At 40.3% G+C, this 16151-nt stretch carries 20 protein-coding genes; 10 read left to right on the forward strand and 10 right to left on the reverse strand.

What is annotated here, in order from left to right; all coding sequences use genetic code 11:
• Positions 1 to 30: 30 nt before the first annotated feature.
• Together yhaM and V7L95_RS11855 are read left to right on the forward strand one after the other, a co-directional pair.
• On the forward strand, positions 31 to 984 hold the full coding sequence (gene yhaM, locus V7L95_RS11850) for a 3'-5' exoribonuclease YhaM (RefSeq protein ID WP_052321011.1): 954 nt from the start codon (positions 31 to 33) through the stop codon (positions 982 to 984).
• A gap of 108 nt (positions 985 to 1092) precedes the next feature.
• Entirely contained in the window at positions 1093 to 1323 is a 231-nt protein-coding gene (locus tag V7L95_RS11855; RefSeq protein WP_017360318.1) for a sporulation YhaL family protein, read from the forward strand.
• Between the two features lie 55 nt (positions 1324 to 1378).
• Here the strand turns inward: V7L95_RS11855 and V7L95_RS11860 are convergent, their stop codons facing one another.
• Complete coding sequence (locus V7L95_RS11860) at positions 1379 to 2254, reverse strand: peptidylprolyl isomerase (RefSeq protein WP_007497153.1); 876 nt, start codon at positions 2252 to 2254, stop codon at positions 1379 to 1381.
• Positions 2255 to 2415: 161 nt separating this feature from the next.
• On the opposite strand from V7L95_RS11860, the gene V7L95_RS11865 reads away from it, so the two are divergent.
• Positions 2416 to 2502: a YjcZ family sporulation protein gene (locus tag V7L95_RS11865; protein ID WP_008361129.1), complete on the forward strand. Its 87-nt coding sequence runs from the start codon at positions 2416 to 2418 to the stop codon at positions 2500 to 2502.
• A 145-nt stretch (positions 2503 to 2647) separates the two neighbouring features.
• Positions 2648 to 2737: a YjcZ family sporulation protein gene (locus tag V7L95_RS11870; RefSeq protein ID WP_017360317.1), complete on the forward strand. Its 90-nt coding sequence runs from the start codon at positions 2648 to 2650 to the stop codon at positions 2735 to 2737.
• 53 nt (positions 2738 to 2790) lie between these two features.
• On the opposite strand, the gene V7L95_RS11875 is transcribed toward V7L95_RS11870, so the two are convergent.
• Complete coding sequence (locus V7L95_RS11875; protein WP_072368131.1) at positions 2791 to 2976, reverse strand: hypothetical protein; 186 nt, start codon at positions 2974 to 2976, stop codon at positions 2791 to 2793.
• A gap of 82 nt (positions 2977 to 3058) precedes the next feature.
• Positions 3059 to 3577 carry a DUF3267 domain-containing protein gene (locus V7L95_RS11880; protein ID WP_008348895.1) on the reverse strand — a complete coding sequence of 173 codons (519 nt, stop codon included), beginning with the start codon at positions 3575 to 3577 and terminating at the stop codon, positions 3059 to 3061.
• 234 nt (positions 3578 to 3811) lie between these two features.
• On the opposite strand from V7L95_RS11880, the gene V7L95_RS11885 reads away from it, so the two are divergent.
• Positions 3812 to 4156: a YhaI family protein gene (locus tag V7L95_RS11885; RefSeq protein WP_007497157.1), complete on the forward strand. Its 345-nt coding sequence runs from the start codon at positions 3812 to 3814 to the stop codon at positions 4154 to 4156.
• Here the strand turns inward: V7L95_RS11885 and V7L95_RS11890 are convergent.
• Positions 4134 to 4748 carry an HTH-type transcriptional regulator Hpr gene (locus V7L95_RS11890; RefSeq protein ID WP_007497158.1) on the reverse strand — a complete coding sequence of 205 codons (615 nt, stop codon included), beginning with the start codon at positions 4746 to 4748 and terminating at the stop codon, positions 4134 to 4136. The genes V7L95_RS11885 and V7L95_RS11890 overlap by 23 nt on opposite strands.
• 187 nt (positions 4749 to 4935) lie before the next feature.
• On the reverse strand, positions 4936 to 5292 hold the full coding sequence (locus V7L95_RS11895) for a YtxH domain-containing protein (protein ID WP_007497160.1): 357 nt from the start codon (positions 5290 to 5292) through the stop codon (positions 4936 to 4938).
• Positions 5293 to 5420: 128 nt separating this feature from the next.
• Here V7L95_RS11895 and V7L95_RS11900 point away from each other — a divergent pair, with 128 nt between their 5' ends.
• Positions 5421 to 5612, forward strand: coding sequence for a hypothetical protein (locus V7L95_RS11900; protein WP_048002575.1), 192 nt, complete (start codon positions 5421 to 5423; stop codon positions 5610 to 5612).
• 254 nt (positions 5613 to 5866) lie between these two features.
• Here the strand turns inward: V7L95_RS11900 and V7L95_RS11905 are convergent, their stop codons facing one another.
• The 3 genes from V7L95_RS11905 to V7L95_RS11915 all read right to left on the reverse strand — a co-directional run bounded on the left by V7L95_RS11905 (position 5867) and on the right by V7L95_RS11915 (position 8177).
• Positions 5867 to 6385: a tryptophan transporter gene (locus V7L95_RS11905; RefSeq protein ID WP_008348886.1), complete on the reverse strand. Its 519-nt coding sequence runs from the start codon at positions 6383 to 6385 to the stop codon at positions 5867 to 5869.
• A gap of 125 nt (positions 6386 to 6510) precedes the next feature.
• Positions 6511 to 7590, reverse strand: a complete 1080-nt coding sequence (serC, locus tag V7L95_RS11910) for a 3-phosphoserine/phosphohydroxythreonine transaminase (protein ID WP_007497164.1) — start codon at positions 7588 to 7590, stop codon at positions 6511 to 6513.
• A 158-nt stretch (positions 7591 to 7748) separates the two neighbouring features.
• A complete protein-coding gene (locus V7L95_RS11915) occupies positions 7749 to 8177 on the reverse strand; it encodes an HIT family protein (protein WP_008348883.1) in 429 nt (142 codons plus the stop codon).
• A 487-nt stretch (positions 8178 to 8664) separates the two neighbouring features.
• Here V7L95_RS11915 and V7L95_RS11920 point away from each other — a divergent pair, with 487 nt between their 5' ends.
• From V7L95_RS11920 to V7L95_RS11930, 3 genes are read left to right on the forward strand one after another with little or no spacing between them, the layout of a single operon-like run.
• On the forward strand, positions 8665 to 9405 hold the full coding sequence (locus tag V7L95_RS11920; RefSeq protein WP_008348877.1) for an ABC transporter ATP-binding protein: 741 nt from the start codon (positions 8665 to 8667) through the stop codon (positions 9403 to 9405).
• Positions 9398 to 10618 (forward strand): ABC transporter permease, encoded by a 1221-nt coding sequence (locus V7L95_RS11925; RefSeq protein ID WP_007497169.1) that lies wholly within the window; start codon positions 9398 to 9400, stop codon positions 10616 to 10618. Before V7L95_RS11920 ends, V7L95_RS11925 begins: the two co-directional genes overlap by 8 nt.
• Before the next feature lie 46 nt (positions 10619 to 10664).
• Positions 10665 to 11372, forward strand: a complete 708-nt coding sequence (locus tag V7L95_RS11930) for an EcsC family protein (RefSeq protein ID WP_017360311.1) — start codon at positions 10665 to 10667, stop codon at positions 11370 to 11372.
• 28 nt (positions 11373 to 11400) lie between these two features.
• On the opposite strand, the gene V7L95_RS11935 is transcribed toward V7L95_RS11930, so the two are convergent.
• Complete coding sequence (locus V7L95_RS11935; RefSeq protein WP_076821947.1) at positions 11401 to 12588, reverse strand: M20 family metallopeptidase; 1188 nt, start codon at positions 12586 to 12588, stop codon at positions 11401 to 11403.
• A 693-nt stretch (positions 12589 to 13281) separates the two neighbouring features.
• Complete coding sequence (locus tag V7L95_RS11940; RefSeq protein ID WP_007497177.1) at positions 13282 to 13767, reverse strand: antibiotic biosynthesis monooxygenase; 486 nt, start codon at positions 13765 to 13767, stop codon at positions 13282 to 13284.
• Positions 13768 to 13894: 127 nt separating this feature from the next.
• Between V7L95_RS11940 and V7L95_RS11945 the strand changes: the two genes are divergently transcribed.
• Positions 13895 to 16030: a transglycosylase domain-containing protein gene (locus V7L95_RS11945; protein ID WP_017360307.1), complete on the forward strand. Its 2136-nt coding sequence runs from the start codon at positions 13895 to 13897 to the stop codon at positions 16028 to 16030.
• Positions 16031 to 16151 lie beyond the last annotated feature (121 nt).

Genomic DNA, 16151 nt, shown 5'->3' on the forward strand with positions numbered 1-16151 from the left:
GAGCAGAAACATGGAAGGAGCATTTATTGAATGGCTAAAGGGATCATGACCTATGACGTCGGCGAACAAGTTGACCTGCATTTATTAATTAAATCATCTACTAAAGGGATTGCGAGTAATGGCAAACCATTTTTAACGTTAATTCTTCAAGATCAAAGTGGAGATATTGAGGCGAAGCTATGGGATGCAAAGCAGAATGATGAAATCACATATGCTGCGCAAACCATTGTGAAGGTAGTAGGTGATATTCATCATTATCGCGGAAGGAATCAGCTGAAGCTTAGGAATATACGTCCTGTTGCTGAAAACGAGCAAATCCGCATTGATGATTTTCTAGAAACAGCTCCTATTCCAAAGCACGATATGATGGATACCATCATGCAATATATTTTTGATATGAAAAACCCTAATATTCAGCGTGTCACAAGACATTTGCTGAAGAAATATGGACAGGAATTCGCTGATTACCCAGCAGCTACGAAAAACCATCACGAGTTTGTTTCGGGTCTTGCCTATCACGTGGTATCGATGCTTCATTTAGCGAAATCCATTGTTGATCTATACCCATCACTAGATCGAGATCTTTTATATTCAGGGATCATTCTACATGATTTAGGGAAAGTCAAAGAGCTTTCGGGTCCTGTCTCCACCACATATACAGTAGAAGGGAACTTAATTGGCCACATTTCTATTATGGTGACAGAAATTGCGAAAGCCGCAGAGGAGCTTGGCATTGATTCTGAGGAAATTCTGATTCTGCAGCATTTAGTGCTGAGTCATCATGGAAAAGGGGAGTGGGGCAGTCCTAAACCACCAATGGTGAAGGAAGCCGAAATTCTCCACTATATAGATAATTTAGATGCAAAAATGAACATGATGGATCGTGCGCTTGAGCATGTGAAGCCAGGAGAATATACAGAGCGTATTTTTGCACTAGAGAATCGTTCGTTTTATAAACCAACCTTTCACAATGAATCATCATGAGAAAACGCCCGTTTGATGCGGGCGTTTTTTTTCATAACTTGTCTTCTTTTCGCATAAGCATGTAACACAAAGGGAGAGAGGTTTGTCCTAAAAAAGGAGGCGAAGACGATGTTGTTTTTTCCATGGTGGGTATATGCATGTATCATTGGCATTATTTTTTGTGCCTATAAATTAATGACGACAGCCAAAGAGGAGCAAGAGATTGATCAATCCTTTATTGAAAAAGAGGGAGAAATCTTTATTGAACGAATGGAGCAGGAGAGAGAGCGTAGACGTCAAGGACAGCAAATGAAACGATCCCAGGAAACGGCGAAGCATGAGGACCATTCGATTGCATAATCAATAAGAATAAAAAAACCCCTCTACAAGTTCATGTAGAGGGGTTTTTCGTTCATTATTGGTTTGTTGTTTGTTGTGTGGTTTGCTCAGATTTTTCTTTGAATGTATTTTCAAGTTCTTTATCTTTTACTTTCACATCAGCATCTTTCACCAATTTGTTTAAGATCGTTTGAATTTCATTGTTATCTGCTTGTTTTTGATCAAGCAGTTCTTTTTTCAAGTCTGCTTTCATGTCATCGTATTTACCGCGTTCTTCGGTCTTTTTAATGATATGGTAACCAAATTGAGATTTTACTGGTTTGCTGATTTCATTTACTTTTAGTTTGAAGGCAGCTTTACTGAAGTTCTCATCCATTTGGCCATCTTTTGCGAACCAGCCTACATCGCCGCCTTGTGCTGCTGAAGCAGTGTCAGTTGAATATTCAGATACAAGGTCATCCCATTTTTCGCCTTTATCTAATTTCTTTTCTACTTCATCTGCTGTTTTCTTGTCAGCAACTAAAATGTGGCTTGCGCGGATTTTCCCTTTTAGGTCATCGTAATACGCTTTTACTTCTTTGTCAGTGATTTTGATGTTAGCTTTGGCAGCCTTTTGAGTCAGCAGCTCATATTTTACTTGATCTTTGATGTAATCTTTTCCGAATTCATCTTGAAGTTGTTTTAAACGATCTTCACCAAGTGTCTTTTTATATTCTTCCAATTTCTTATCAATTTCTTTATCTGATACTTTGTATTTGTCAGCAAGAACCTTTTGTTGAACAAGTAGGTTTAAAGCATCTCCACCTGCTTGTTTCTTAAGAGTTGTGTAAAGCTCTTCTTTTGTGACATCTCCTGATTTTGTTGTTGCGATCACTTCTTTGTCACCGCTACTGCATGCGCCAAGAGTTAAAACACTTACTGCTGTTACAGCTGCTAAAGCCATTTTTTTCATTCAAAAAACACTCCTAATCTTTCCAATTTATTTATCATTGCTTGTATCATAACATATTGTGACATGCTGTAAAAAGAAATGCAAATGGGAGGGCATTCGTCTAGTCAAATTTTTGCGACCAACATACACATATATTGATCACAAAAAGGAGGCTGAATTATATGGGAGCAGGATATTCTAATGGGTTTGCTTTATTGGTCGTGCTATTCATTTTGCTGATCATCGTTGGTGCAGCATATCTTTATTAATTAAATCGCTGTTACAGAAAGGAGCCGTCCTGCCATGCGTGCGGGCGGTTCTTTTTTAAAACGATGACAGGTGCCTAAACGTTTTAAAATTTTCTGCATACACTGAGCTTAGAACAGAGGAAGAACTGGCAGGAGGTGTTTTCACATGGGAGGAGAAGTCTTTGCTGGCGGTTTTGCACTAGTCGTCGTGTTATTCATCTTATTGATCATTATTGGTGCATCGTGGATTTGCTAATAGATCATCATACACAAAAAGCTGCCATCAAACAGGCAGCTTTTGCTTTGATCTTAAATAGATATGGTAATTTCAACAAATGATGAGATCAGTAAGATCAGTATCGATACATTGATAAAGCGAAACACCTTATCTTGCCGTTCTTCAGGAATCTCTCTGACAAGGCATAATGTATTAGTAAGCCTGTTTATTGAATACACAATAAACGCGGCAAAGACAATGAAGTAAAATAAAACTATCGGAGATCCCCCCTCTCTTTGCTATTCCCATACTACATTACCAAATTTTTTATGAAAAAGATAGAAGTTGGCTTTAAAAACCTCATGATGAGGAAGTTGGGTCAACTAAAATATCAAACTCGTCTTGGGCTTGATCAATGATGCATGATTTTGGCGCTTTTAGCAGTTTCCAAGCAAATAAAAAGTCAGGCAAACAATAGCCTGCATGAATACTTGCGATCATGATAAAATAGTGTGCGTACATTGGAAATGCCATTCCTAAAACAAAGTAAACAGGTGAGATGACACAAAACGGGCTGAGCAGTGAGAAAAGCATCACTCTCTTAGGCACGCGCTGCCAGCAATTTCGTTTAAATAACGTCATTTTTTTCTTATGTTTCATGACTGGGATCAAGTGAACCACGCGGTGGACAAGCAATGTCGCAAGTAAAAGCACGATAAAAAGCGGTGCATTGTGACTGCTGAGTCTCGTTTCAGGATGAGTCAGTTGAAAACATAAAAATGCCATAATGAAAAAAAATACAGTAAGACATATGGCTGAAATCATCATTCTCGTATAACCATAATCCTTTTCAAGATTAATGGTCTTCCAACAATTCATTTTTCATCCTTCCAATCTCAAAAAAACTAATTGAATATCTCAAGATAATTTACTCTTCCTGAGGATAAAAATCAATGGTTTTCAAGAAAAAAAATAAATTGTTACATTCATATGGATGAAAGAGAGGAAACTTTGGGTTTTTCAAGAAAAAAAGACATAAGAGGGAGGTTCGTCTCTTTCGTCAATGAGTAATTTCGGCTAAAATAGAGTGACTAAGAGAAAGAGGGAACGTACATGAGTATTGAGGAACGAATGAGCCAGCTCGAATATTATATGGAACTGTTACTGACGGCGACAGATATGAGCCGTTATCCATATTATGCGCTATTGATCCGGCAGCGTGTATCGAAAGAAGAGGCAAAGGACATTGAGCGTATTTGTGCTGAGCTCTCAGATGAAATGGACAAGCAAAAAGCACAAGGCTACGTCATGTTCGACGATCTCCTTGCGCTGTTTGCGGGACAGTTAATTGAAAAGCTGGATGTTCATGAGACGATTTTTGCTTTGCATGATCAAGGGCTGTTTCAGCCGTTAATGAATGAATTTATAAAGATCATTAAACAATTTGATTTGCTTTAGAAGCTTTTTCCTCTGCTGAGTCTTCAAGTTCTTCAGGCTTTTTCGTGACTTTCCCACGTTCATTCAAAAAGTCCTTCTCAATGTTTGAAAACGATTTCTCAAAAATCTCCATGAAATCCTCACCATAAATGTTTCGGATAATACACATCATTTCTAAAATTTCAGGGAACTTTCCGTAAATGTCATGAAGCGGCTGTGCGCCTTTGACAATACCAGTTCGGGCCGGGTCGTAATCTTCGAGTAGTTTATGGAATGTCTCTTCGCCTTTTGGCGTTAGTTCAATATACGTATTGCGTTTATCGTTTAACTTTTTAGAAAATTTTAAAAATCCTCTTTCCTCTAATTTTTTAGAGAAGTTAAACGCCGTTGATACATGCATGACGCCAAACTTTGCAATTTCTGATATTGAAGCTCCTTTTAATTGATACGCAATCCACAAAATATGATGTTCATTGATATTTAGGTTATACGGTTTGATCCACTGCTGCCAGTCCTTTTCAATGGATTTCCAAAGAGCTTTGCTCAATTGGGCCATTCTTTGACTGAATAAAAGTGCTTCTTTTACATCGAAAGGCTGTTCCGAATGATTCATCCATTTCACCTACTTCTCTTTTTCTTGTAATTCTATTATGCCAATAAAATAAAGATTAATAAAGCTGAAAATTCAAGAATTTTTAAAAGTCATGAAAAACATTGACAAAATAACCTTTTTTCAACAAAAAAAGTGCGGGATACGCACCCCGCACACTTTTGTAAACGAATATTTTTTTGTGAGTATATTAGTTTTGTAAGGTTTTCTCCAGTTGTTTGAGCTTTTCCTCAATTTCCTGAATTTCCTTTTGTAAGTCCTGCTGATGAGGTTTGATTTCCTCGCGCCATTGCTGTATCGATGTTTGTAATTCAGTTCCGACCTCTTTAATGACTTCAGCACTTTCTTTTGCGGTTTCAACAATCTGCTCTTTTAAAGCTTGTCCATCTCTTTTTAATCTTGTCAGCGTATCTTCGAATTTGTCATAGCCGTCTTTCATCTTTCCGCGTACATCTCTGCCAGAAGAGGGGGTCGTCAGGAGCACTGCCGCACCTCCGAGGAGACCGCCTACAAATAATCCTGTTAATAAAGAACGTCCACTAGCCATTCCAATCACCTCTAGTCAAATTTTACACATTCGCATGTTCTCTCTGAGCTGACGATCAGCTTCATTGAACTTCCATACATAGCTTGCTTTATTTTAGCATACTTTTGAAGAAAAGGGAGGGGAGAAGGTTGTCTGTCTTTCTGTTCGTTTTTACGTGTATGTGTGTGATTTTCGCAGGTGGTTCTATTCATTATGTAAGGCAGCTTGGGTATGCGGCGTCTTATCCGCCAAAACATGTATTAAGACAAAAAGCAATTGTGTGTGCTGCAGGTGCAGGGATTTCGCTCTCCATTTTGCTGCTTACGCTTTTTCTTTTATAGAAGCATGAAAAAAACCTCTTCATCTAATGAAGAGGTTCCAGCATGTAGACAAACCCTCGCATTCGTTGTCAGTCCTGCGTGCAGGTGCTCACGAATGTCAAATTCGCTCCGCGCCAGTACTCGTCCTTCCTAGACTTCAAGGGCTTTCAATCATGCTGAAAAGAAGACAAAGGGCTAAAATAAAGAATCATTTTAGCCCTTTGTCAACAATATGAAAAAAACCTCTTCATCTAATGAAGAGGTTCAGTTATTCGTTAAGCGACTTCAATCATTCTTGCGCGCTTTAATATGGACTGAGCAATCGGGAAGACAAATACCATAGCTATCGTATTGATCACAGTTGCTGGCAGGACAACACCTACAAGAAGTGCTGGTAACGCAGCCGGTAGTCCAGTAATCAGTAAAGCGGCAGATAGGAAAATCACGCCTGATACGACGGTCCCAACAGCGGTGAGTACAGCGGTCAGAACGACTTTGTTCTTGATCTTCTGGCAAGATAAGAAAAGGGCTAAGAAGATAAAGGCTGTCACCGGTTTATCAATCATATTTGGAATTTGTCCGCCTGGAAAACCTGTTGTCAAAGCGGAAATGACCCCAGTGACTAGGGCGATCACAACGACATGCTGTACCTTCGGAAAAAGGATGATGCTTAAAAACATCATGACCAGCATCATATCAGGTTTCATTCCGAAAAAGATGGGCGGAAAAATCGTATGCAAAACAGCTCCCATTGCTGCAAGCAATGACATAATCACTAATTCTTTTGTTTTCATTTCTATGCTCTCCTCTGCTAAGCTCTTAGAACTCTCCAATAATATGGCTGATCATTTATTGCAAGAGTCATGACTTTATATTTCTCGTTATTATAACAAATTTATTTCACGATAGAAAAGCCTTTTTACTCATTTTCTTGCTGGAACTTTTTCATAAAGTCCGCAAGCTTTTGGCAGTCTTCTATAGAGACGGCGTTGTAAATCGAGGCTCTGCATCCGCCAACAGAACGGTGGCCGGCGAGTCCAACCATTTGTTCTTGTTTTGCTTTCTCCACAAAGGATGCAGTGAGTGCATCATCACGCAGGGTAAACGTGACATTCATATGTGAACGGCTGTCAGCACGTGCATGCCCTTTGTAAAAACCGCCACTTTGATCAATCGTATCATACAGAAGCGCTGCTTTTTGTTCATTGCGTTTTTCTGCTGCTTCTACACCGCCCGCCTGTTTCACATGCTCCAGGACAAGGGACAGCATATAAATCGCAAAAGTTGGTGGTGTGTGATAAAGAGAATTGGCTTTGGCATGTGTTGAATATTTTAAAATTTTAGGTGTGCCGCTTTTTTCTTTCTCTAATAAACGTTTGCGCGCGATCACAATCGTGATACCAGAAGGCCCTAGATTTTTTTGTGCCCCGGCATAAATGAAATCAAATGAAGACACGTCTATTTTTTTGCTGAGAATATCACTGGACATGTCGGCAATAAGCGGGAGTGACGTGTTCGGGAACGTTTTCCACTGAGTACCGAAAATGGTATTGTTCGATGTGATGTGCAAGTAAGCACCGTCATTTAAAACGGACGCATCTACATCTGGAATATACGAATAGTTGTCGTCTTCACTTGAGGCAAACACTGATGTTTCACCAAACCCTTTTGCTTCTGACAAGGCTTTCTCTGACCAAGCACCTGTTTGGATGAAATGAGCCGTTTCGCCTTCATGTAAGAAGTTCATCGGAATCATTGCAAATTGAAGACTTGCCCCGCCTTGTAAAAAGAGGACCTCATAATCTTCTGGAATGTCCATCAATTCTACCAAGAGTGCTTTCGCTTTATTGTGGACTTCTTCATACTCACCGCTGCGATGAGAAAGTTCCATCACAGACATCCCGGTTTGTTTAAAATCAACAAGTTCTTCCTGTGCTTTTTGAAGCACTTCTAGCGGCAGCGCCGCCGGACCAGCATTAAAATTCGTCGTTCGCTTCATCACAATCTCTCCCTATTTCTCGCGTTAATGGATCAAAAGATAAAACCATCCTATCACAAATTTGAAGCATTTGGACAAAAAATTTGAATCGTCCTAAATATCTTACGATTCAGAGGATAAGCTCAGAAAAGAGGCGAAAAAAAGAAAAACCTCATCAATTAAGATGAGGTAAGGCGCGTATGGATGGCAGAAGAAATGTCTTTTAAATCCTCTGATGTATATTGATCTTGGTGAGATTTCCATACGGCACCAAAGCCGTCGCCTTTGCCATAACGCGGAATAATATGCATATGGTAATGGAACACAGATTGTCCGGCTTTTTCACCGTTGTTGTTCAGAAGGTTTAAACCAATTGGTTCAAATTCTTGTTTGATGGCTCTAGCGATTTTTGGAATCGCTTGGAAGTAATGATTAGACACTTCTGGTGTCATGTCATAAATGTTTTCTTTATGTATTTTCGGGATTACAAGGGTATGTCCTTTTGTTACTTGGCTGATATCAAGAAAAGCCAATACATGCTCGTCTTCATATACTTTTGCACATGGAATGTCTCCATCAATGATCTTGCAAAAAATGCAGTCGCTCACGCCATGTCACTCCTCATTATTTTTCCTTTATCGTATCACAAAAAGAAGCAAAAAAGAAAACAGGACAAGCGAACTCCTTTGGTCGCTCATCCTGCTCCTGCAGAAGAAATGCTGATGCTTTCATTTGATATGCCTTTTGAATTCTCTATTTACTGAAATAAAGAATTCATATGCCTGCTATTTCTGCCGTAAACACCTCATTTGACGTTTTGGTTCGTCGTATACATATTTGTATAGGACACAAAAATCAAGAATCAGTGAAGCAAAACAGAAGCTAAGGTTTTTAGATGAAAAACCAACTTGTCATGCGGTTATTGCCTTTAACAAACACCTCATTTACGTATTGGTCATCAAGTTCATTTCTTCTACATACATTATGATGACCAGTATGCCGATGTTTTATTCATGAGTTGTCTATAGGTAAACATTTCAAATTGTCTTTCGTTTTTGGTACTATAAAGGAAAAAAGAAAGAAAGGAACGAACTGATGTCCCTTCTAACTGTAAAAGATGTAACGGGTGGATATACAAAGAATCCCGTTCTGAAAAATATTTCATTTGAATTAGAAAGAAACCAAATCGTTGGTCTCATTGGCTTAAACGGGGCGGGAAAAAGTACAACCATTCGTCATATTATTGGATTAATGAAACCTCATAAAGGGGTCATTGAGCTGAACGGACGAACCCTTCAAGAAGATCAAGAGGCGTATCGTTCACAATTTACGTTTATTCCAGAGACACCTGTCTTATATGAAGAATTAACGTTAAAAGAGCATTTAGAGCTGACAGCGATGGCTTACGGCCTTTCAAAAGAACAATTAGAAGAACGTCTGCCGTCTTTGCTGAAGGAATTCCGAATGGAGAAGCGATTGAAATGGTTCCCTGCTCATTTTTCTAAAGGGATGAAGCAGAAGGTGATGATTATGTGTGCGTTTCTTGTGGAGCCAGAGTTGTATATTATCGATGAGCCGTTTTTAGGGCTTGATCCGCTTGCGATCAACGCATTATTAGAACGGATGAATGCGGCGAAACAAAACGGCGCAAGTGTTCTGATGTCAACGCATATTTTAGCCACAGCGGAACGTTATTGTGATTCCTTTATTATTTTGCATGAAGGGGAAATTAGAGCGAAAGGAACACTGACAGAACTAAGAGAGCAGTTCAACATGAGAGATGCGACACTCGATGATCTTTATTTGGAATTAACAAAGGAAGAAAGCTATGAGTAAAACAACGCAAACCATTTGGAAATCACGATTAGAAGAACACGTGCAAGAAACAAGAAAATATTTAAAATATATGTTCAACGATCATCTTGTGATTGTGCTCATTTTTTTCCTTGCAGGCGGGGCGAGCTGGTACAGTAATTGGCTGAAGCATATTCCAGCTCACTTCCCATCCTATTGGGTCATGGCAGTTGTTTTCTCATTGGTACTGACTAGTTCTTACGTGCGAACGTTGATCAAAGAGGCAGATCTTGTGTTTATGCTTCCTTTGGAAGCTAAGATGGACCCTTATTTAAAACAAGCGTTTAACTTTAGCTTCATTTCTCAGTTATTTCCTTTGATTGCCGTGTCCATTATTGCACTTCCGCTATATTCGGCTGTCTCCTCAGGCGATCTGATGCTATATGTGCTCATTTTGGCGCAAATGATCTTAATAAAAGGTCTGAATACAGCAATTCAATGGAGAATCACTTATTTTCAAGGGAAACATGTCAGATGGATTGATGCAGTGATTCGTTTTCTGCTCAATACAATGTTAATGTATACCGTTTTACAAGCAGCTTATGCCATTGCCATCGTCTTTTATCTTTTATATGCTGTCTATCTCATTTATCTAACAAATGCAGTAAAAAAACAGCCCTTTCAATGGGAATTGCATATTTCTGATGAGTTAAAACGAAAACAGCGTTTTTACCGCTTGGCAAACTTATTTACGGATGTCCCTCATTTAAAGAAACAAGTGAAAAGAAGGGCGTATATGGACTGGGTCTTGCAGTTTGTCCCTTATGAACAGCGTAAAGCTTTTTCTTATATGTATGTGAGGGCGTTTTTACGTTCAAATGACTATTTTGGTCTTGTGTTTAGGTTAACGGTCGTGTTTGTGCTCATCCTCTTGTATACAGGTGCAGCAGGCTGGGTGGGGGCATTACTTGTCTTGTTTACAGTCTTTATCACAGGTGTACAGCTTGTCCCGTTAACAAAGCACTTTGCTCATCTGTCGTTACAGGCACTTTATCCTGTGTCTCAGCAAGAAAAAGATCGAAGCTTTTTTGTTCTCGTACGAAATGTACTCATCATCCAGTCAATTGTACTGAGCTCCGCCGTTTTCCCAGCAGGTGGATGGAAGGGAAGCGGACTTGCTCTTCTCATTTCATTGGTATTTGTGCTTGTCCTATTCAAGCCTTACGTACAAAGTAGATTAAAAAAGATGAGATAAGCGTTTTTTACAGCGTGTGTATGATGTCACCAAGGAGGGAACTGGGATGAATGCAGCTGAACGGGAACTGTATGAAGAGGCCATTTTTTTTCAAATGCGTTTTTTAAGAAAACCATCCAAGATCGAGCGGTTTTCAAAAGGCGTTCAGCAGCAAGTGAATCGCCGAATCCCTGCTCGATTTCATCAAGTCATCACAAGTGCGGTGAAAACAATGGTTGAATCCACCGTATCAGGAAGCCATTTTACTTCATTTACAGTCATTGATGAACAATTGTCTATTGTAGAGCGAAATGAGCTGGCAAAGGAAAAGGTGACATATTATCAAAAGGCCGCTGCGATTGAAGGAATTGGCACAGGTGCGGGTGGATTGTTTCTCGGAATGGCGGATTTCCCTCTCCTTTTGAGTATTAAAATGAAATGTCTATATGAACTTGCTTGTATATATGGATTTGACTTGTCTCAAAAAGAGGAAAGGCTCTTTTTGCTTTGTATTTTTCAACTCGCCTTTTCAAGCAGTACACACCGTCAAAAAATGATGAAACTCATTGAAGAATGGGAAACAACTCGGGAAGAAATGGATTGGTATAGCTTTCAGCAGGAATATCGAGATTATATTGATCTTGTGAAGCTGTTTCAATTAATGCCTGTAGTCGGTGCCGCTGTTGGCGGGGTGGCAAATCATCAGCTGACAGGACAGCTTGGTGAAGTCGCACGCCATGTGTTTCACTTGAGAGTGTTGAAAGAATCGAAATAGAAAAGCCGCTGGTGGCAGCGGCTTTTTTTTATTCATCGTAGGAAAGGACGGCATGAGCGAGTACCTTTGCTGCGACAGGCATTGCGTTTTCGTTAATATCAAATTTCGGATGGTGATGTGGATACACATCTTGGCTGTTTTCTGGCATAGCGCCTGTGTAGAAGAAAGTACCAGGAACATGCTGAAGGTAGTAAGCAAAGTCTTCTCCGCCCATTTGGGTTTCGGCTTCTTTTACTTTTGTGACTCCTTCTGTCTGTTTGGCTATTTCTGCTATATATTCAGTTGGTGCAGGGTGATTTTTGACTGCAGGATAGCCTCTTACATATTCATAAGTATAAGAGGCATCGTGCATGTGGCAGACACCTTTCACCACCTGTTCAATTTCACGTTCAATGATATGGCGTGCACTCTCTTCAAAGGAACGTGCAGTACCTGTTAGCACGGCCGAATCTGCAATGACGTTAAAGGCATTTTCAGCGACAAATCCCCCTACAGATACCACCGCAGAATCAATCGGGTTGACTTTACGGGCCACGACCTGCTGAAGATTGGCTACAATTTGTGAACCGATGAGTACGGCATCTTTCGTCAGGTGCGGCTGTGCGCCATGTCCGCCTTTCCCTTGCACTTGAATAGAGAAACGATCGGCGGCTGCCATAAAGTTCCCGCTTTTATAAAGAACAGTGCCGCATGGCTCTGAGGACCAAAGGTGGGTGCCGAAAATGACGTCAACACCGTCTAAACAGCCATCTTCAATCATTGGTTTCGCACCGCCGGGGGCATATTCTTCAGCGTGTTGATGAATGAGGACGATTTTTCCTTTTAATTGATCTCGGTGCTCATGTAAGATCTTCGCTAAGACGAGAAGTGTTGCTGTGTGGCCATCATGACCGCATGCGTGCATGACGCCAGGTTTTGTTGAACGGTAAGGTACATCCTTTTCATCATGAATGGGAAGTGCATCAAAATCAGCTCTCAATGCAATGGTCGGTCCAGGGGAAGCTCCTTCAATAAAAGCGAGTACACCATGTCCGCCTACATGTGTGCGTGTTGGGATATGTAATCTGTCATAATATTGAGCGATGTAAGCAGCTGTTTCCTCTTCCTGAAAAGAAAGTTCTGGATTCATATGGAGATGGCGTCTAATTTCAACCATTTCCTCATAATGTTCATCAAGACGTTCATTGATCCTTTTGTGTAAAGTGGATACTGTCATTGATCCGAAAACCTCCTTTAGGCTCTTTTACTGATTGTATGGTAATTGTTAGAATCTTTCAACAGAAGAGGATGTCGAGAATGATAGAAAAGGTCATTTTACATAAAAGTCGAAGGTTAAGTATGAAGCTTGAAAAAGGGGGAGTGGCATTGGGAAGCTGTCCAAATTGTTCAAAAGCATTTTCTTTCGTCGAAAAATTTCATTTATCGCATACGAGAATGATGCTTTGTCCAAGCTGCCGGCATCAAATCAAAGAAACGTTCGTTTCGAAGATGAGCTTTTTGATGATTTGTTTGATTCCACTGTTGATACTACTTATTCAGATGAAAGGTGCTTCACCTATGCTCAAATGGCCAATCTTGTTAGGATGGATCTTGCTGAATTTTTATGTACTTCAGCCAATCATTCATCGGTACGAGCTTAGAGATAAGCGTTGAAAGCCCAGCAGAAGGGCTTTTTTTATGAAAAAAAGAAGTGCGAAGAGCAGCACTTCCCAGCGTGTAGACAAACCCTCGCATTCTTTGTCGGTCCTGCGTGCTGGTGCTCACGAATGTCAAATTCGCTCCGCGCCAGTACTCGTTCTTCCTAGACTGCAAAGGTTTTCTATCACGCTGAAAAGAAGACAAAGGGCTAAAATCAAGTTCATTTTAGCCCTTTGTCAACAATCTAAGAAGTGCGAAGAGCAGCACTTCTTTAATGGTCTATGACGGCATGATAGGATGTCAGATAGGCAGGACGAGAGAAGATGGAGCCAGTATCCTCGTGCGGCTGAAAGAATGCTTCTGACTCTTGAAAGTCTTGAAATAAGTCTTCAGATTCCCAAAGGGTCAAAATTAAGTACACCTCTTCATCCTTTTTTGGTCTTAACACACGAAGCGCCTGAAAGCCGCGCTGGTGCTCTGACATGTTTGTTTTTTTCTGAAAGGTGGATTCAAAAAGCGCTCTGCTTTCGAGCTTTACAGGGATATGATTCAGCGTGACAAAGCCAGATTGGACGAGCTCACCTTTTGTATAAATCACATCATAGGCATGGGGTGCTTTAAAGACTGTCTCACCCTCCGTTTCATGAAAAAGAGCCGCTTGTTCCTTACCGACCGTATAAAGCAGATTTTCAAGATGATGTTTTTTTGCGATTTTTTGCAAAAAGTCTGCTGTTCCATATGTAATATAGAAATTCATCTAAACCGCCTCCTGCTTGATAGTATAACAAAAGAATGATATATAATTCTTTGGTAGTCAATCCATAAAACATATTATGAAGCAATACATCCCATACTATCCGTATAAAGGAATGAGGTGACCTAATTTGAAGAAAAAGAAGATAATCATTCCATTAGTCATTGCAGGAAGTACAATCGTGCTTTCATTTATTGGCTATCTGACCATTTTATTTTTAGGACATTATGTCATAGATGAGAAGAAGCTCGTTTTTCACGCTTCCTCGAAAATCATTGATCAGAATGGAAAAGAACTCACAAGCATGTATTCAGAAAATCGGGACCCTGTGTCATTAAAAGAGGTCCCAGATAAAGTGGCGAAAGCTTTTGTTGCTGTAGAGGACAAGCGCTTTTATGAGCACCACGGAATTGATGCACAATCGATTTCAAGGGCGGTTTATCGAGATATATTAGCAGGTGGAAAGGTAGAAGGCGGCAGTACCATCACCCAGCAGCTCGCCAAAAATATCTTTCTCACAAATGATAAAACGTTTCTTCGAAAAACAAAAGAAGTCATTATTGCGATCAATTTAGAAAGAGATTATTCAAAGGACAAGCTGCTTGAAATGTATTTGAATCAGCTTTACTTTGGTCATGGCGTCTATGGGATCCAAGCAGCGGCCAATTACTATTTTAGTAAAGATGTAAAAGATCTCACAGTTAGTGAAGGAGCTACACTTGCTGCCATGCCAAAGGCACCTTCAACGTATTCCCCTGTTCTACACCCAGATAAAAATAAACAAAGACGGGATACCATCCTGAATTTAATGAATGAACAAGGATATTTGTCTTCTACAGAAACAGTTGAAGCAAAAGGAAGAACACTTGGTATTCATTTAAAAAAGAAATCTGAAACCCCTTGGGTGGACAGTTATGTAGATCTCATGATTAAAGAAGCAGAATCACAGTATTCGATTTCGCATGAACAATTGCTTCAAGGCGGCTATACCATTACGGTACCAATCGATATGAATTTGCAAAAAGTTGCCTATGATGCGATGAAAAACAATCGTTATTTCCCGGGAAAAAGCGGGTCACCTGAAGGAAGCGCTGTGTTTATTGACAACGCATCTGGTGGTGTAAAAGCAGCAATAGGCGGACGAGAATATCAGGCAAGAGGCTATAACAGAGTCACAGCTGTTAGACAGCCTGGTTCTGTCTTTAAGCCGATCGCAGTATATGGTCCAGCGATGCAGGAGAAAAAATTCAGACCGTATTCACTGCTTGAGGACAAGGAAAAAAGCTATGACGGCTATTCTCCAAAGAACTACGATGGACAGTACGAGGGCAGGGTCACGATGGTAGAGGCTCTCATGAAAAGTAAAAATACATCTGCCGTATGGACGTTAAGCCAGCTTGGCATCGATACGTCTAAATCCTATCTTGAGAAAATGGGGATGGATATTTCGGATAAAGGACTTGCCATAGCGCTTGGCGGTTTAGAAAAAGGAGTTTCTCCATTGCAGATAGCTGGAGCATTTCATACATTTGCAAATGAAGGCGTCTATAAAAAGCCGTTCTTCATTCAGAAAATCACGAATGATGATGGAGAAACCGTTGAAAAAAATCGAAACAAAGAAGAACGAGTGTTTAGCGTACAAAATGCTTGGAATATGACAAGAATGCTTCAACAAGTCGTCAAAGGCGGAACCGCTCAGAGCGGATCATACGCTGGAGATTTGGCTGGTAAAACAGGTACAACTACGTATTCCGGCGTCAAAGGGGCAACGAAAGATGCTTGGTTTGCTGGCTACACGCCTAGTACAACAGGGGCAATCTGGATGGGGTATGACAAAACGGATAACAGTCATTATTTAACTGGCGGAAGTCAGTACCCAGTGCAGTTAATGAAAGATATTTTAACAACAGCCCAAATAACCAATGAAACATTCCAAAAACCAGAGGGAATTAAAGAACTTCAATCGCCAATCCATTTAGAAGGATTGTCAGGCTTTGAAGCACGTTATGCATTTAAAATCAAAGGGCTCTTTACATTGGAGCTGTCATGGGATGAACAGGAAGACAAACGCGTTGAATATCGTATTTATGAAAAGAGGAATGGAAGCGAGACCCTGATCGATTCTGTAACAGGAACAAACAGCTACACAATGCCGTATGCAAATGTGTTTTCAGATGCGCAGTATAAGGTTGTTCCATACAATACTCAAACACAAGAAGAAGGCGAAGGTAGTGCTTATATCAAGCCAGAGGCTTTTGGACGTTAATATTCGGCGATTTTTTGAACATTGAGCCGCTTTAGTATACCGAGCCTTGAAAAAGCGGTATAGTAAAAGCAGTGTTTGAGCCTTATACAAAGAGAGTGTGAGGCGAAAGGTGGAATGAAAG

Origin of the sequence: Bacillus sp. PPSBB_11 (assembly GCF_038023285.1) — a bacterium.
GTDB lineage: Bacteria > Bacillota > Bacilli > Bacillales > Bacillaceae > Bacillus > Bacillus altitudinis.